Here is a 14493-nt window from a genome sequence, read left to right as displayed (position 1 = left end):
CAGGTATTCAGTTTTTTAAGTTTGAGTAATCAACTTAACTTTAAATTATGAAAAATTTCAAAAAATTTGCAATCAACAGGGTGGGCTTAATTTCGATAAGCTCCATTGGTATAGGGCTATTTCTGCTTTCTACCATAGAAATCGGTAGACAACAAGCGAAGTTCGAAGTGCTATCCTCAAAATTTACACTTTCAGGCTCTTCAAGTGGAAACAAATGGGTGCTAGCAGCCAATTCCGTTGCCAGCACTGGAGAATTTGAGTTTAGAGACCAAGAACTTCTGAATATTTCTGAACTTACTTTTACCATTCCTATTCAGCAGCTGAAGTGTAGCAACCATCAGCAAGAATCTATGCTACAAGAGATTCTTATCCAAAACAATTGTACCAAGTTGGCTTTTAAACAGGAACACGTAATGATTCTTCCGATTATGAAAATGGCGCATGTTATTGGCGGTTTTTCCATGTTCAACGGAGCTTACAACATTCCAATGCAGTTGCATTATGAGCTCAATGAGGATCGTTCGTTAAGAATATGGGGTAAACAAGTCGTGAGCCTTAGTGCCTTCGGGTTTAAAATCCCCGCATATGAAGTTGGAAAGATTGATGATGAAATGGAGCTGGAAATTGACTTTGTGCTGGTAAATAAACGGGAAGGGCGTACTAATCTTTTTGTTTGGAATAGATCTCTTTAACTGCGGTTTAAAAATTCCTTATCATGAAACGTAAATAAATTTGCTACAGCGTAAGTATATCTTTAATTTTCCGTGTCCTTATTAATAATGCTATTAAGAATATGAAAATGAAATTATTGTTTTGGTCCCTCGGATTAATCGCTGCCTATTGCGCTCCAATGTTTATCAAGCACCTAAATCCGGCAGCAGAAAGTAAAATTGTAAGTGCTGCTGACATTATTACCGGTGCCGATCAAACTGCAAAATATTTACCTTATTTAAAAGGAAAGCGGGTTGGGTTAGTGGCAAATCAAAGCTCTATCATCGGCAATAAAAGCAGTGTAGACAGTTTACTGAGCCTTGGAATTAAAATTGTAAAAGTGTTTGGTCCTGAACATGGCTTTAGAGGCAATGCCAGTAATGGCGCTGTGGTAGGGAATGAAGTAGATGCTAAAACTGGCATTCCAATCATTTCTTTGTATGGGAAAAATGAAAAACCGACGAAAGAACAGTTGGCAGATGTAGACCTAATGGTTTTTGATATTCAAGATGTGGGTTGTCGTTACTACACAAATATTAATACGCTTGAGTATGTAATGGAGGCATGTGCAGAAAACAATAAAGAACTACTTATTCTGGATAGACCAAATCCGAACGCATATGTTGTAGATGGACCGGTAATGACTGATGATAAATTTAAATCGGCCATTGGAATACATTATACGCCTATGACCCATGGCATGACGATAGGGGAATTCGCACAATACCTGAATGGCGAAGCTTATCTTAAAGAGAAATGTAAACTAAAGATTATTAAAGTTGCAAATTACAATCATGAGATGTCTTATGTACTGCCCACAAATCCCTCACCTAATTTGAATACCCAGCAAGCTGTGATGCTTTTTCCGAGCCTATGTATGTTCGAAGGCACTGCTATTAACGAGGGCCGGGGAACTTATATGCCGTTTACAATTTTGGGAGCACCCGCATTGAAAGATAAATATTCGTTTTCCTACAAGCCCGTAAGTATTCAGGGAATGAGTGAAAGACCAAATCACAAAGACAGTGTTTGTTATGGTATCGATCTTCGCAATTATGACATAAGTAAACTACGAAAAAGCCGCCAGCTAAATTTAGCATGGTTAATTGAATTATATAATGCCTATCCTGATAAGGAACATTTTTTCGGTAAGGAACGAGCCAATAACGGCGTATCTCCATTCGATCTGCGAATCGGTACAGATCAACTTAGAAAACAGATCATAGCTGGAGTATCGGAAGCCGAGATCAGGAAAAGCTGGGAACCAGGTTTACAAAAGTTTAAAGCAATACGAAAGAAATATCTTTTATATGCGGATTAACTACTTTTGAATAACTTATTGACCGCGTTCTGTACTTTTGTAAGATCACTTGTGATAGTTTGCTTTACAGTAGTGTCGAAAGTTGGGGTAAATCTTGTTTCGATTAAAACTTCATTTGATTCATTAGTAATATTTAACCTAAATGCATGCTTCCCAAACTTAAAACCAACCCCAATTTTATTGATATCGCTATCTACTACTTGTAAAAACTCGTAGCTATTACTCAACTGGTCTAAAGAATCTTTGATGGCTTGTAGTATGAGTTCGGTCTCAATATCTAACCCATTAATGATGATAGTGGCTGCTTGCAACTCAGCTTTCAGTGCGTCATTTCTTTTAACGCCCTCATGTATATTTTGTAAAGTCTCCAGCAAATCTTCACTGAAAATGATATTTCTCTTATCAGTAATTGTAACGGTTTGGCCATTTTGTTTCAGATGAATCTCATCGTTGCCGTCTTTAACTCTATATTCATTAGCCGATGGATTTTCAATTTTTGTATCAGCAATAGCATTTTTTAATGTGTCAACAATATAATCTAAAACCGGGTATTTTTCTATTTCGCTCATAATCGTTCTTTTTTGCAAATGTAAGGGTAAATTGGATATAATTTTATCAAACATTTATATTAAACACTAAAATTTCTTTATGATGCTCGGCTAAGATAGCTGTGGCTAGTTTACTACGTGTTCCGGTAGTACAGGCAAAAACAACTTTTTTATATGCCAGTATTTCGGATATTCTTTCCGGAAGTTCATGAACTGGAATATTTGTTCCGCCGATGTTGTGTTCGTCATATTCATAGGCTTCTCGAACATCAATCAGCATAAAATCTTCCCCGTTCTCCTTCCATTCGCTTAGTATGGATTGATTGATCAAGGGGATCGAGCTATCGTATTGTTTAGTGTTTTTTATGTCGCTAGTGGCAAAGCTGAAAATCTGTGTCTGGTTGTGCAATACATCAATTGTTAACAGTTTGCCGCTTAAGGTTTCTCCAAAACCGGCTAGTATTTTGATGGACTCATTAGCCATATAAGTGCCCACTATTCCGGGTAAAGTTCCTATTACACCTGCTTCGCTACAATTGAGGGCTAATTCATCGGAGGGCGCTTCAGGATAAAGCATCCTGTAATTTGGTCCGCCTTGCAGGTTAAAAACCGAAACCTGGCCTTCAAATCTGAGTATCGATCCAAATACAAAGGGTTTTTTAAGTTCAACACAGGTATCATTAACCAAATAGCGGGTGGAGAAATTGTCTGAGCAATCGAGCATTAGCGTATAATTGCTAAATATTTTGAAGGCATTCTCTGGTTCAAGTTTAAACGGGTAAGTATCGAACACCAAATAAGGGTTTAGTAACATGAGTTTTTCAACGGCCGCCTCTGCTTTGTTTTTTCCTAAATCATGATTGTTAAATAAAACCTGGCGTTGAAGATTGCTTTCCTCTACCACATCATAATCTATTACCCCAATCCGTCCAACACCAGCAGCTGCGAGATAAAGAAGTGCAGGAGAGCCTAATCCGCCAGCACCAACAATCAACACATTTGAGCTCTTTAGTTTTTGCTGGCCTTCTAAACCCAGGTCAGCAAGTATGAGCTGACGGTCATATCTTCGAAGTTCTGAACTATTCATTATTTGTGTTTAATGGGTTGTGGCTAAGTTTACATCCCAATCCTTCCATACCGCTTCGTAGCCTTGATTGGTGATCATCTGTGCGATTTCTGCCGCAGTTCGCTCGTCAGAGATTTCAAACTGCTCGAGCGACTGCGGTTCTACGGCATAGCCTCCTGGATTGGTTTTGGAACCTGCGCTCATTGAAGTAATACCGAGCTTGATGATATGATCTCTAAAAATCTGCGTTTCACGGGTAGAGATAGATAGCTCGACCTCTTCATTAAAAATCCGGTAGGCGCAGATTAATTGCACCAGTTCGCGATCGCTCATCGTAACTTTAGGTGCCAGGCCACCACTAAAGGGGCGTAATCTGGGGAAGGAAACACTGTATTTACTTTGCCAGTAGTGTTTTTCAAGATAGGAGAGGTGTAGGGCAGTAAAAAATGAATCTGTTCGCCAATCTTCTAGTCCAATCAACACACCTAAACCCATTTTATGGATGCCAGCCCTTCCCAGTCTGTCGGGTGTTGTTAAGCGGTACTGGAAATTTGCCTTCTTCCCTTTTGGATGATGCTTTTTGTAGTAATCCTGATGATAGGTTTCCTGATACACTAAAACAGTGTTCAGTCCCAAGGTTCTTAATTCAACATACTCGGCTAGTTCCAAAGGCTGCACTTCCATCGAGATTTGCGAGAAATGAGGTTTGAGAAGCTTTAGAACTTTACGAAAATAATCGATATGTACAGACTGGTTTGCTTCGCCAGTTACCAATAGCACATGGTCATAGCCCATCTTCTTAATCACGGCTACTTCTTCCATTATTTCTATAGATGATAATGTTTTACGCCGTACCTTATTGTCATAACTAAAGCCGCAGTAGGTACAAATATTGTTGCACTCGTTAGAAAGATATAAAGGGACATACATCTGAATCACTTTACCGAAGCGTTTTTGGGTTAGCTGTTGGCTCAAATTGGCCATCTGCTCCAAGTATGGAGCTGCTGCGGGTGAGATGAGGGCCTTAAAGTCCTCCAAGCTTCTATTGCTAGCTGATAAAGCACGTTCAACATCTCGACTGGTTTTACTGTAAATACTGCTTTTTACAGTTTGCCAATCGTGCGTTGCAAATAGTTCAGTAAAAGTGTTTTCCTTCTTTAATACCATAAAGTTTAAGTTAAAAAAGTAGTCAGCGGACTACTAGCTTCCGCAAAATTTCCAACAGCTGCAAGTTTTGCTTCAAAAGCCATTCTTCCAGCCTCTACGGCAAGTTTAAAAGCAGTAGCCATTTTAATTGGATCGCCAGCAACGGCGATAGCGGTGTTCACAAGTACGGCATCTGCGCCGATTTCTATTGCACGTGCGGCAGCTGCAGGTGAACCGATCCCTGCATCTATCACTACTGGTACACGAGACTGGTCAATAATGATTTCTAGAAAATCGATTGTTTTCAATCCTTTATTACTTCCAATAGGCGATCCCAGCGGCATCACAGCAGCTGTTCCAACCTCTTCCAGTCGCTTGCAAAGCACTGGGTCGGCATGAATGTATGGCAGCACCACAAAACCTAATTTGGCGAGCTCTTCTGTAGCTTTTAAAGTCTCTATCGGGTCAGGCATCAGGTATTTGGGGTCGGGGTGGATCTCTAATTTAATCCAATCGGTTTCTAAGGCTTCCCTTGCCATTTGTGCGGCAAATATAGCTTCTTTCGCATTGCGTACGCCTGAAGTGTTGGGTAACAGATGAAATTGCGGGTGTTTTAAGTGCTGCAAAATATCGTCTTGATCATTGGTTAAATCAACACGTTTTAAGGCAACAGTAACCAGCTCTGTCCCAGATGCCAGTAATGCCTGTTCCATTTCTTTAGGGGAGCTGAACTTTCCAGTTCCGGTAAACAACCTAGATTGAAAGGAGCGATTTGCGATAGTTAACATGGAATTTGATTATGGTTTGAATGTAAGTTAATAGCTGTGTGCATATCGCTGAATATAGTAACCGGGTTTTTTTGGTCGGTCAGCGCACCCGATACGGCGATACCATATAGGCCAGTCCGGAGAAGTGCGGGAATGTCGCTGGCTACAATTCCACCAATGGCAATAAGGGGCATTTGTAGGCCAGCTTCCCGAACGCTCTGTAAAATACGGGTATAACCAGCAAGTCCAATAATCGGACTTAGGTTCTGTTTCGTATTGGTGAAACGATAGGGCCCAAGACCGATATAATCGACACCCTCCTCAACTCTTTGCATAATGTGCTCGAAAGTATTGGCTGTTCCTCCAATAATCATATGAGGTCCCACTATGGCTCTTGCCTCACGAATAGGCATGTCATTTAGCCCTAAGTGAACTCCATCGGCACCCGCCTGAAGGGCAATTTCTGGGTAATCATTTACAATGAGTTTAGCACCCGCAGCTGCGCACAGATGAGTCGCCTGTTTGGCAAAGTTTAGGACTGTATGGGGCTCCATGTCTTTAATTCTGAGCTGGATCCATTTACTGCCTGCCGCCAATACCGCTTTAATGGCATCAATGTGCGTCCCTGTTTTTGGTGTTTGAGAGATATAATGAAGTTTTTCTATCATGGTCTGTTTCATTGGCTAATGATGATGGTATCCCAGTAGACTGGTGTTACTGTTTAAAAAGTTTGTGATATAGTTTTTTGCGCGATGGCAGGCTTCATTTAAACTATATCCATGGGCGATATTTGCGGTAATAGCTGCGGAAAGTATACAGCCCGAACCGTGTTTTGGAAAGATATTTTCCGGAATTGGATCAAGCACATGAACCTTATCTGGCGTTTCAAATAGCAAATCCCTGCCAGGTAACAAGGGATGGTGCCCGCCTTTAAGTAATACCGGACAATAGGCAGCCCATCCTGAGGCAGCCTTTTCCACAGATTTTCTATTTCCCATGCTTTTCATTTCTTCGTAATTAGGAGTAATCAGGGTTAGTTGTGTAAGTATTCTGGTTAATTCGGTCGTATTCCAGTTATGAAATCCGAAACCAGAACTGCTGCTTAGAATTGGATCCAGGATCAAGGCTATGTCACTATTATTGAGCTTAATGAAAGCTACCACCTCTTCCAGTATGCTTAGTTCTTTTATCAGCCCGATTTTAATAGCCGTAGTTTCAAATTTCTCCAGTAAAGGAGCTAATTGGCTAATAATTTGATTGGCACTTTGCCATTCAACGGAAATGAAGTTATTATCAGTTTGTACAGTTAAAGCAGTACATATCCCGAAACCATACACCTGGTGCTGCTCAAAGCATTTCAAATCAGCCAGTATTCCTGCACCTGCAGTAGGGTCAAAACCCGCTATACTTGCTACATATTTTCTTTGAACAGACATGTGATTTGTTTAAAGTTAGCTAACGTTTTAGTAGGGTCGTTCCATAACCAGCCCAATAACGCGGCGCCATCAAAACCGAGTAATTTTAAGTTGATGATGTTATGTGCAGCAATACCACCAAGGCCGAATATTTGTAAATTTATCTTTTGAGGCAGTTGCAAATTAACTATGCCCATGCCTGGGTAGTCAGATTTAGAATAACTATCGAATACTGGCCCCAAAAATGTATAGTCAAAATCTTGCACCAGGTTTATCTCCTCCAGGCTATGAATAGAAGTGCTTAGTACTTTACCTGTATGTTGCTTGCGCAATGCATTCGCACTCTTATCTTTTCGCAGCATAACTGGGTAATGTAGTCGTTTGATTTCAAAGTTTCCTGCCAATTCATGGTAATGATGCAACGCAATCCGACTATGGTACTCTGCATTTATTTGTTGTAACAAACCGGCGTACTTTACCTTTTCCAATCCAGGCTTCCTAAGGTGGAGCAATTCCATCCCCATCTCAAACAGTTGGTTAATTAGTTTAGCTTCACCATTAAAGCAATTCGCACTTGTAATTACCGCAATCTTCACCTACAAATAAATTTCATTACCCTTATCCGCAAATTCTTTTGATTTATCCTGCATCCCTTTTGCAATTGCATGATCTTCCTCGAGACCTTGTTTTGCTGCATAGTCACGAACGTCCTGCGTAATTTTCATCGAGCAGAAGTTCGGTCCGCACATCGAGCAAAAATGCGCAATCTTAGCACCCTCCGCTGGAAGGGTTTCATCATGAAACTCTTTTGCTGTGTCTGGATCTAGCGATAAGTTGAACTGATCTTCCCATCTGAATTCAAACCGCGCTTTGCTCAGTGCATTGTCTCGGTATTGTGCTCCGGGATGCCCTTTAGCCAAATCTGCCGCATGGGCAGCTATTTTATAGGTAATTACTCCGTCTTTAACATCTTTTTTGTTGGGTAAACCCAGATGCTCTTTGGGTGTTACGTAGCAAAGCATGGCTGTTCCATACCAGCCAATCATGGCAGCCCCGATAGCAGAAGTAATGTGGTCGTATCCCGGTGCAATATCAGTGGTGAGCGGACCTAAGGTATAAAAAGGGGCCTCCGCACAATGTTCCAACTGTTTCTCCATGTTTTCTTTGATAAGGTGCATGGGTACATGGCCCGGGCCTTCAATAATCGTTTGAACATCATGTTTCCATGCAATTTTTGTAAGCTCACCCAATGTTTCCAATTCTGCAAATTGTGCCGCATCATTGGCATCTGCAATACAGCCCGGTCTTAATCCATCGCCCAAAGAAAATGACACATCATATACTTTCATAATTTCGCAAATCTCTTCAAAATGGGTATAAAGGAAGTTTTCTCGGTGATGAGCCAAACACCATTTGGCCATAATTGAACCTCCGCGGGAAACGATCCCGGTGACTCTTTTTGCTGTGAGTGGAATATAACGGAGCAGCACGCCGGCGTGAATGGTGAAATAATCAACCCCTTGTTCAGCCTGCTCTATCAAGGTATCTCTGAAAAGTTCCCAAGTGAGGTTTTCTGCTTTGCCGTTTACTTTTTCAAGCGCTTGGTAAATTGGCACCGTACCAATCGGAACAGGAGAATTTCTGATAATCCATTCTCTTGTTTCATGAATATTTTTTCCGGTTGATAGATCCATAACGGTGTCGGCACCCCATCTACAGGCCCAAACTGCTTTTTCTACTTCTTCTTCAATAGAAGAGGTAACTGCCGAATTGCCGATATTTGCATTGATTTTTACCAGGAAATTTCGGCCTATGATCATAGGTTCCAGTTCGGGGTGATTAATGTTGCAGGGAATAACGGCGCGTCCTGCTGCCACTTCCGAACGTACAAACTCCGGAGTAATATAGCCTTTTGGGATGCTGGCTCCAAAATTCTGTCCTTCGTGCTGTTGCAGCATAGGGTCTTGTTCTTGATTATTGAGAAGGTCTATCCGTTGGTTTTCCCTGATAGCGATGTATTCCATTTCAGCAGTAATGATCCCTTTTTTTGCATAGTGCATCTGAGAAACGTTAGCGCCATTCATTGCTCGGTAAGGTTTAGCGATATGGGCAAAACGTAACACATCAAGGGATTTGTCGGCGAGACGACTTTGTCCATATACTGAAGAAATATTTGGTAACTGTTGTACATCTTTTCGCGTTGTGATCCAATGTTCCCGAAGTTTTGGTAGTCCTATTTTAATGTCGATATCGATCGCAGGATCAGTATAGGCGCCACTGGTGTCATAAATTGTTACTGGTGGGTTAGGACTCGTAAGTCCAAATCCATTGTGGATTTTTGTTTCACTGAGACGAACTTCGCGCATAGCAACTTCAATGTTGTGTAAATTGCCTTTTACATATACTTTGTGCGACGCAGGAAAAGGAGCGCGGCTGATGGCCTGTTGATCGGGTGTTTTTTCTTTTTTCATCTATAAGGTTTTAGCGCTAAGTAAAAATCGTTTTCGAAAAATTGTTAACCTCCTTGGGTGGCTTTGATAACCATTATCTCGTCGCCATGTTTCAGGCGATGCGAATCCCATTGGGATTTAAAGATGATGATTTCATTAACTGCTACAGCTATTCCTTTAGTTTCTATAGGATGCACAGAAGTAAACAGTTTTTGAAGGGAACAGCTTTGTTCAAGTAGGTACGGGTGTTGGTTAATTTTTATCTCCATAATGATCAAATTCATGAAAACAATAGGAGACAGTCCGAACGGACCGAAAAAGACAGCATTAGATAGCTGCTACTTTTCCCTTCGGCAGTACTAACTGCATCAGGTTCAAAGGGTATTTCTCAGCGCAAGGCACCCCTAAAGTTTTTGTAAAGCTATTGCATTTTATTTTTAAATGCAAATTGCAGGGAGATAACTATTAGTTGAACGATAATCTAAGCAAAGAATCGTTGATTATTACAGGATAATATTTCGTTTAAATGCACAACCTAATTCCATGATAGAATCCGTTTTTGCGATCCCTGAGATGTTGTCAATTTTGTCGTAAAGCACTTTTCTCATGTGTTCGTGGTTCTTCGCGATAATCTTTAGGTATAAAGTATAGGTGCCCGAAATATAATAGCACTCCGTAACTTCTGGGATTTTTTTCAACTCTTCAATAATCCGGTCTGAGTCATGGTCTTTTTCAAGTGTGATACCAGTAAAAGCACCCCAGTCGTAACCTATTTTTTTTTCATCTAAAACCGGTTTAATCCCCGTTAAAATACCTTGTTCCGTTAATCTCGAAATTCTTTGATGAACCATTGTATTAGAGATGCCCAAGGTTGTTGCAATAGCAGAATAGGCCATACGCCCATCTTTTTCAAGTTGCTTTAAAATCTGGATATCAAAATCATCTATTATGTCCATTTACCATTTTTAAGTTAAATTTAATTTATTTATTCAGTAAAAAGTTAAATATGCTAATTTTTTTGATTAAATAAGTTAAATATCTATCTTTGGTTGATAGGGTAATTTAATATTTCAAAAATGGAAGCTATCGCGAAGTTAAGTAAAAGTGAACAGTTCATGGCAAACGAAGAGCATTATGGAGCGCATAATTATCATCCGCTGCCTGTAGTGTTAGAAAGAGGGGAGGGCGTGTTTGTTTGGGATGTAGAGGGAAAGAGGTATTACGATTTTCTTTCAGCTTATTCTGCTGTTAACCAAGGACACTGTCATCCACGCATTATAAATGCATTGAAGACCCAGGCCGAAAAATTAACACTAACTTCTAGGGCTTTTTATAATAATAAACTGGGCGACTTCGAGGAGTTTATCTGTAAACTTTTTGGTTACGATAAGGCAATGGTGATGAATTCGGGTGTTGAGGCCGTAGAAAGTGCTATGAAATTGTGCAGGAAATGGGCTTATCAAGTAAAAGGGATTGCTACTAATCAAGCCAAAATTGTTTTTGCCCACGGAAACTTTCACGGCCGAACCATTTCGGTTATCTCCGCGTCCGATGATGAGAGTGCCACAAAAGATTTTGGTCCTTTCGTAACTGGCATAACGCATGTACCCTATAATGATGTTTCAGCTTTTGAAAATCTTTTAAAAACGGATGAAAATATTGCAGGTTTTATTGTAGAACCCATTCAGGGCGAAGCAGGAGTAGTGGTGCCAGATAATGATTACCTATCCCGAATTAAAACGCTATGCAATGCTTATAATGTCTTGCTTATTGTTGATGAAATCCAAACAGGCATTGCACGAACAGGAAGTATGCTTGCTTCTTATGAGGTAAATGCTAACGATAAAACCAACCAACCGGATATGCTGATTTTAGGAAAGGCAATTTCTGGGGGGGTATTACCCGTATCTGCCGTATTGGCCAGCAATGAGATTATGCTCACTATTAAAGCGGGCGAACATGGTTCAACCTATGGAGGCAACCCGCTTGCGTGCGCCGTGGCTCAGGAAGCCTTGCAGGTTGTAATTGATGAAAAATTAGCAGAGAATGCGCAGCGGCTGGGAAAAATCTTCCGTGCCGGACTGGATGATATGGCGAAAAGAATAAAGCTGATTAAGATAGTGAGAGGCAAGGGGTTGCTCAATGCAATAGTGATTGATAGCTCGGAGGAATCGGATTTAGCATGGGATATTTGTTTGAAATTTAAAGAAAATGGCTTATTAGCGAAGCCCACACATGGTAATAAGATTCGCTTAGCCCCGCCGTTGGTCATAACAGAAGACCAAATAAAAGATTGCTTAAACATTATCGAGAAGTCGTTTTTGGAATTTAGTTAGCAATATAAAGGCCTCGATAGAGGCCTTTATATTATATTAATGTTTTCCGTTACCCTTTCCCTTAGCGTTCCCTTTAGAACCCCCATTTCCTTTTGATCCTCCTCCTTGAACATGTTGCTTTCTCACAGTCACCTGACCCTTATTAACTTTAGTACCATGTTTAGGATGGCCCTTGATAACAAAATATTTAGGATTAGTGCTCCTTGAAATAACGGCTTGTCCGCGGTTACCTTTATATTTTGCATATTTAACTTTTTGTGTTTTAAAGTTTAGGTATGGCTTTGGTGAGTTAATCACCACTTTATAGCCATTGTACAAATTATAGCTGTTATACCTTGCAGGAAGTGCGGAACTGAATACCCATCCTCCATTATTTAAATAAATGAATTGCCTTGTTGGTACATAATAGTAACTTTCAATGTCCGGAAGGTAGTAATAATCAACATGATCATATCCCGTTGGTCCCCAGAGCGGCTGAGATCCAATATTGATATTCAGGCTTACCTGGGCGGAGGCCGGAGAAGATAAAAAGGCAGTAAATGCCAATGCTAGGGAAAGAAATAACTTTTTCATGATGAAATATTTATAGTAAGTTTAACTATATGCAAACGCCGAGCCAAAAAATAATACGGCCCGGCTGTTCGCTTTAGTTTATTGTTTTAAAGTAATGGTTCCCAAGGCGGTAGTTTGACCGCTACTTACCGTAACGTTGGTAATAGTACTATCTCTATAGCCAACTACTGGCGCAAATTTTACAGCATAAGTTCCGGCAGCTAATCCACCAACCGTAAATTTGCCAGTTAAGGTGTTTGCTACAGTTCCCACTGTATCTGTTCCTTTAATAACTAATATTTCTGGGTGGCTTAATATGGGTAACACTGTGCCCGAAATGAGTCCGGTGGTAGCCGCGGTTATTCCTCTTACTACCGGTTTTAATAAGTATTTTCCATTGCCTGTAGCTACAATAGATTTTGCAGCGTCAAAGTCCAGTAACAAGGAATATCCAACTCCAGCAACTAATTCAGGATTTTCGGTTAACTTGACCTTAATGCCTGACGAACTTCCACTTGGAATTGTTAATGCCGATTCAACGCCCCCCACTACGATGGTATTGCCTTCATTTAGTACTAATCTGATTTCAGTGATTTCACCGCTCGGCATGTCGCCAGAGGCTACAAGAATATCCGGATTGTTTGTTCCGATCCTAAAATCGAGGATATTGAATTGAGCAGTAGTGGCTGCAAATACATAGGGTTTACCACCTGAAACCAGCACAATTTCTTTGACATTTAAATTGATTTCCTCAAAATCTCCAGGTGCATCAGTCATCCTGATTTGCACGTTCGCTGTCCCAGAAGCGATATCGTCGGTGTCTTTTTTACAAGCGGTAAATGTAGTAATCCCGCCAAAAATTGCGGCAATTGCGAAGCATACGATTTTGTTTTTCATAGTATTAGGTTTTAGTTTTTATAATAACCCAAAAGTGCATGCTGAAGATGAAATGAACATGAAAACTCGCGTTTATTTTTGCCAGTAATTTCATCTTAATTTCATCTTGACCTTAGAATTTTGTGAGGAATAGGACAGTTTTAATCCCTTTTATTTTATATCTTCATATATGGACAGGTTTTTTATTTCCAGACTGTGTTTTGTTACACTGTTGTTTCTTACAGGTCCTGTGCTAGTAAATGCACAGACAAAGGATAAAAAAGAAACGCAAAAAAAGGAGGACTATAAAAAACAAGATCCAAAGAAAACTGTTAAGGAGAATACCCAAGAGGTAAAGCCGGAAATTAAGGAGGTGCCCAGAGCTAGGAAAAAAATGCGCCCAAGTGTCGTATTAAAGCCCAAAGTGAAGGTAAAACCAATTAAAATAATCAGGCCCAAAATAAAACGACCCTAATAAATGAAACTCATTTTCCTGATTAGCATGTTTTGCTTATTATCTATGCTGGCCATGGCACAACAAGATAGCTCAAAAAAGACCACAATCACACTAGCAACACTGTATAATAGCGACGTGAGTTATTACGGACAAGCAACGAAGGAGAAACTTCCCTATGTGCTGGTAAATGCGACGTTGAGGTTTCCGGTAGGTCTGAGACTTTCAGCTGGGTCTTATAAGCTGTTAAATTACGGTTCAGGTATTTCAGAAACCGATATTGGCGTTGGCTTTGATCATGATTTTAATGAAAAGCTAAATATAGATGTATCTTATATACGCTCGTTTTTTCCCGCTAACTCACCCCTGCTACAAGCTTCAAATGAAAATAACTTGAACATTTCTAGTAGTTATAGTTGGCCTTGGCTAAAAACTTCACTCGATCTCGATTATGCCTTTGGGACCCAGAATGACATTTTTCTAAGTTTAAACAATTCAAAGGAAATTAATTTAGGGAGTGTGTTTAATGAAAAAAACATAATCTATATGGAACCTGCAATTGAGCTTATTGCAGGAACAAGGTATTTTTATGAAACTTACACCGTGGCAAAAGCAAAGAGAAATCCAGGCAAAGGTAAAGGCAACAGCGGTAATGAAGCTACTTCGGTGACTTCCGAATCACAGGAATTTGATTTGCTGTCATACAATTTTAAACTTCCACTAAGTTTTAGCAGAGCCAATTATATTGCGGAAATAAGTTATCAACTGTCTGTGCTTGGTGTTAAGGCAGGTGAGGAGCTTAAAAAACAACAATCCTTTTTTGGGTTGGCATTTTATTATCAGTTTTAATA

The 14493-nt window shown here is 40.2% G+C and carries 17 protein-coding genes and 1 riboswitch; of the genes, 5 read left to right on the top strand and 12 right to left on the bottom strand.

The features are described 5' to 3' along the window. Positions 1-47 precede the first annotated feature (47 nt). The gene (locus BM207_RS17180) at positions 48-692 is read left to right on the top strand and encodes a hypothetical protein (protein ID WP_090997320.1); all 645 of its coding nucleotides are present in this window, start codon (positions 48-50) and stop codon (positions 690-692) included. A 158-nt stretch (positions 693-850) separates the two neighbouring features. Beyond that, positions 851-2032 (top strand): exo-beta-N-acetylmuramidase NamZ family protein, encoded by a 1182-nt coding sequence (locus BM207_RS17175; RefSeq protein WP_218155072.1) that lies wholly within the window; start codon positions 851-853, stop codon positions 2030-2032. On the opposite strand, the gene BM207_RS17170 is transcribed toward BM207_RS17175, so the two are convergent. The 10 genes from BM207_RS17170 to BM207_RS17125 all read right to left on the bottom strand — a co-directional run bounded on the left by BM207_RS17170 (position 2029) and on the right by BM207_RS17125 (position 10380). Next, on the bottom strand, positions 2029-2601 hold the full coding sequence (locus tag BM207_RS17170) for a hypothetical protein (protein ID WP_143095993.1): 573 nt from the start codon (positions 2599-2601) through the stop codon (positions 2029-2031). The genes BM207_RS17175 and BM207_RS17170 overlap by 4 nt on opposite strands. A gap of 46 nt (positions 2602-2647) precedes the next feature. Continuing rightward, a complete protein-coding gene (moeB, locus tag BM207_RS17165) occupies positions 2648-3667 on the bottom strand; it encodes a HesA/MoeB/ThiF family protein (RefSeq protein ID WP_090997314.1) in 1020 nt (339 codons plus the stop codon). 9 nt (positions 3668-3676) lie between these two features. Further along, complete coding sequence (gene thiH, locus BM207_RS17160) at positions 3677-4813, bottom strand: 2-iminoacetate synthase ThiH (RefSeq protein ID WP_090997311.1); 1137 nt, start codon at positions 4811-4813, stop codon at positions 3677-3679. Between the two features lie 5 nt (positions 4814-4818). Continuing rightward, positions 4819-5580, bottom strand: a complete 762-nt coding sequence (locus tag BM207_RS17155) for a thiazole synthase (RefSeq protein WP_090997308.1) — start codon at positions 5578-5580, stop codon at positions 4819-4821. Beyond that, complete coding sequence (locus tag BM207_RS17150) at positions 5574-6239, bottom strand: thiamine phosphate synthase (RefSeq protein WP_245768152.1); 666 nt, start codon at positions 6237-6239, stop codon at positions 5574-5576. Before BM207_RS17150 ends, BM207_RS17155 begins: the two co-directional genes overlap by 7 nt. A 3-nt stretch (positions 6240-6242) precedes the next feature. After that, a complete protein-coding gene (locus tag BM207_RS17145; protein ID WP_090997305.1) occupies positions 6243-6995 on the bottom strand; it encodes a hydroxymethylpyrimidine/phosphomethylpyrimidine kinase in 753 nt (250 codons plus the stop codon). Further along, positions 6971-7570 carry a thiamine phosphate synthase gene (locus BM207_RS17140; protein WP_090997302.1) on the bottom strand — a complete coding sequence of 200 codons (600 nt, stop codon included), beginning with the start codon at positions 7568-7570 and terminating at the stop codon, positions 6971-6973. The genes BM207_RS17145 and BM207_RS17140 overlap by 25 nt, the downstream gene beginning before the upstream one ends. Beyond that, positions 7571-9445 carry a phosphomethylpyrimidine synthase ThiC gene (gene thiC / locus BM207_RS17135; protein ID WP_090997296.1) on the bottom strand — a complete coding sequence of 625 codons (1875 nt, stop codon included), beginning with the start codon at positions 9443-9445 and terminating at the stop codon, positions 7571-7573. 44 nt (positions 9446-9489) lie between these two features. Continuing rightward, positions 9490-9708 carry a sulfur carrier protein ThiS gene (gene thiS, locus BM207_RS17130; protein WP_245768151.1) on the bottom strand — a complete coding sequence of 73 codons (219 nt, stop codon included), beginning with the start codon at positions 9706-9708 and terminating at the stop codon, positions 9490-9492. 44 nt (positions 9709-9752) lie between these two features. Next, a riboswitch (TPP riboswitch) is annotated at positions 9753-9840 on the bottom strand. An 87-nt stretch (positions 9841-9927) separates the two neighbouring features. Then, positions 9928-10380: an Lrp/AsnC family transcriptional regulator gene (locus tag BM207_RS17125; protein ID WP_090997290.1), complete on the bottom strand. Its 453-nt coding sequence runs from the start codon at positions 10378-10380 to the stop codon at positions 9928-9930. A 120-nt stretch (positions 10381-10500) separates the two neighbouring features. Here BM207_RS17125 and rocD point away from each other — a divergent pair, with 120 nt between their 5' ends. Continuing rightward, entirely contained in the window at positions 10501-11760 is a 1260-nt protein-coding gene (rocD, locus tag BM207_RS17120; protein WP_090997287.1) for an ornithine--oxo-acid transaminase, read from the top strand. Between the two features lie 36 nt (positions 11761-11796). On the opposite strand, the gene BM207_RS17115 is transcribed toward rocD, so the two are convergent. Then, the gene (locus BM207_RS17115) at positions 11797-12333 is read right to left on the bottom strand and encodes a hypothetical protein (RefSeq protein ID WP_090997285.1); all 537 of its coding nucleotides are present in this window, start codon (positions 12331-12333) and stop codon (positions 11797-11799) included. Between the two features lie 78 nt (positions 12334-12411). Next, positions 12412-13209 carry a DUF4382 domain-containing protein gene (locus BM207_RS17110; RefSeq protein ID WP_090997282.1) on the bottom strand — a complete coding sequence of 266 codons (798 nt, stop codon included), beginning with the start codon at positions 13207-13209 and terminating at the stop codon, positions 12412-12414. A 169-nt stretch (positions 13210-13378) separates the two neighbouring features. Between BM207_RS17110 and BM207_RS17105 the strand changes: the two genes are divergently transcribed. Both BM207_RS17105 and BM207_RS17100 read left to right on the top strand, forming a co-directional pair. After that, on the top strand, positions 13379-13663 hold the full coding sequence (locus BM207_RS17105) for a hypothetical protein (RefSeq protein WP_090997280.1): 285 nt from the start codon (positions 13379-13381) through the stop codon (positions 13661-13663). A gap of 3 nt (positions 13664-13666) precedes the next feature. Further along, positions 13667-14491, top strand: a complete 825-nt coding sequence (locus tag BM207_RS17100) for a hypothetical protein (RefSeq protein WP_143095992.1) — start codon at positions 13667-13669, stop codon at positions 14489-14491. Positions 14492-14493 lie beyond the last annotated feature (2 nt).

The organism is Pedobacter insulae (genome assembly GCF_900113525.1).
Classification (GTDB): domain Bacteria; phylum Bacteroidota; class Bacteroidia; order Sphingobacteriales; family Sphingobacteriaceae; genus Pedobacter; species Pedobacter insulae.
The sequence above is the reverse complement of the archived record's forward strand: the minus strand, read 5'-3'. Positions and strand labels throughout refer to the sequence as shown.

Excerpts from the sequence above, each read along its gene's own strand:
- BM207_RS17145 (WP_090997305.1), bottom strand. The coding sequence starts at position 6,995 with ATGTCTGTTCAAAGAAAATATGTAGCAAGTATAGCGGGTTTTGACCCT.
- BM207_RS17150 (WP_245768152.1), bottom strand. The coding sequence starts at position 6,239 with ATGAAACAGACCATGATAGAAAAACTTCATTATATCTCTCAAACACCA.
- BM207_RS17100 (WP_143095992.1), top strand. The coding sequence starts at position 13,667 with ATGAAACTCATTTTCCTGATTAGCATGTTTTGCTTATTATCTATGCTG.
- rocD (WP_090997287.1), top strand. The coding sequence starts at position 10,501 with ATGGAAGCTATCGCGAAGTTAAGTAAAAGTGAACAGTTCATGGCAAAC.
- BM207_RS17125 (WP_090997290.1), bottom strand. The coding sequence starts at position 10,380 with ATGGACATAATAGATGATTTTGATATCCAGATTTTAAAGCAACTTGAA.
- BM207_RS17110 (WP_090997282.1), bottom strand. The coding sequence starts at position 13,209 with ATGAAAAACAAAATCGTATGCTTCGCAATTGCCGCAATTTTTGGCGGG.
- moeB (WP_090997314.1), bottom strand. The coding sequence starts at position 3,667 with ATGAATAGTTCAGAACTTCGAAGATATGACCGTCAGCTCATACTTGCT.
- BM207_RS17175 (WP_218155072.1), top strand. The coding sequence starts at position 851 with ATGTTTATCAAGCACCTAAATCCGGCAGCAGAAAGTAAAATTGTAAGT.
- BM207_RS17170 (WP_143095993.1), bottom strand. The coding sequence starts at position 2,601 with ATGAGCGAAATAGAAAAATACCCGGTTTTAGATTATATTGTTGACACA.
- BM207_RS17155 (WP_090997308.1), bottom strand. The coding sequence starts at position 5,580 with ATGTTAACTATCGCAAATCGCTCCTTTCAATCTAGGTTGTTTACCGGA.
- BM207_RS17180 (WP_090997320.1), top strand. The coding sequence starts at position 48 with ATGAAAAATTTCAAAAAATTTGCAATCAACAGGGTGGGCTTAATTTCG.
- BM207_RS17115 (WP_090997285.1), bottom strand. The coding sequence starts at position 12,333 with ATGAAAAAGTTATTTCTTTCCCTAGCATTGGCATTTACTGCCTTTTTA.
- thiS (WP_245768151.1), bottom strand. The coding sequence starts at position 9,708 with ATGAATTTGATCATTATGGAGATAAAAATTAACCAACACCCGTACCTA.
- thiH (WP_090997311.1), bottom strand. The coding sequence starts at position 4,813 with ATGGTATTAAAGAAGGAAAACACTTTTACTGAACTATTTGCAACGCAC.
- BM207_RS17105 (WP_090997280.1), top strand. The coding sequence starts at position 13,379 with ATGGACAGGTTTTTTATTTCCAGACTGTGTTTTGTTACACTGTTGTTT.
- thiC (WP_090997296.1), bottom strand. The coding sequence starts at position 9,445 with ATGAAAAAAGAAAAAACACCCGATCAACAGGCCATCAGCCGCGCTCCT.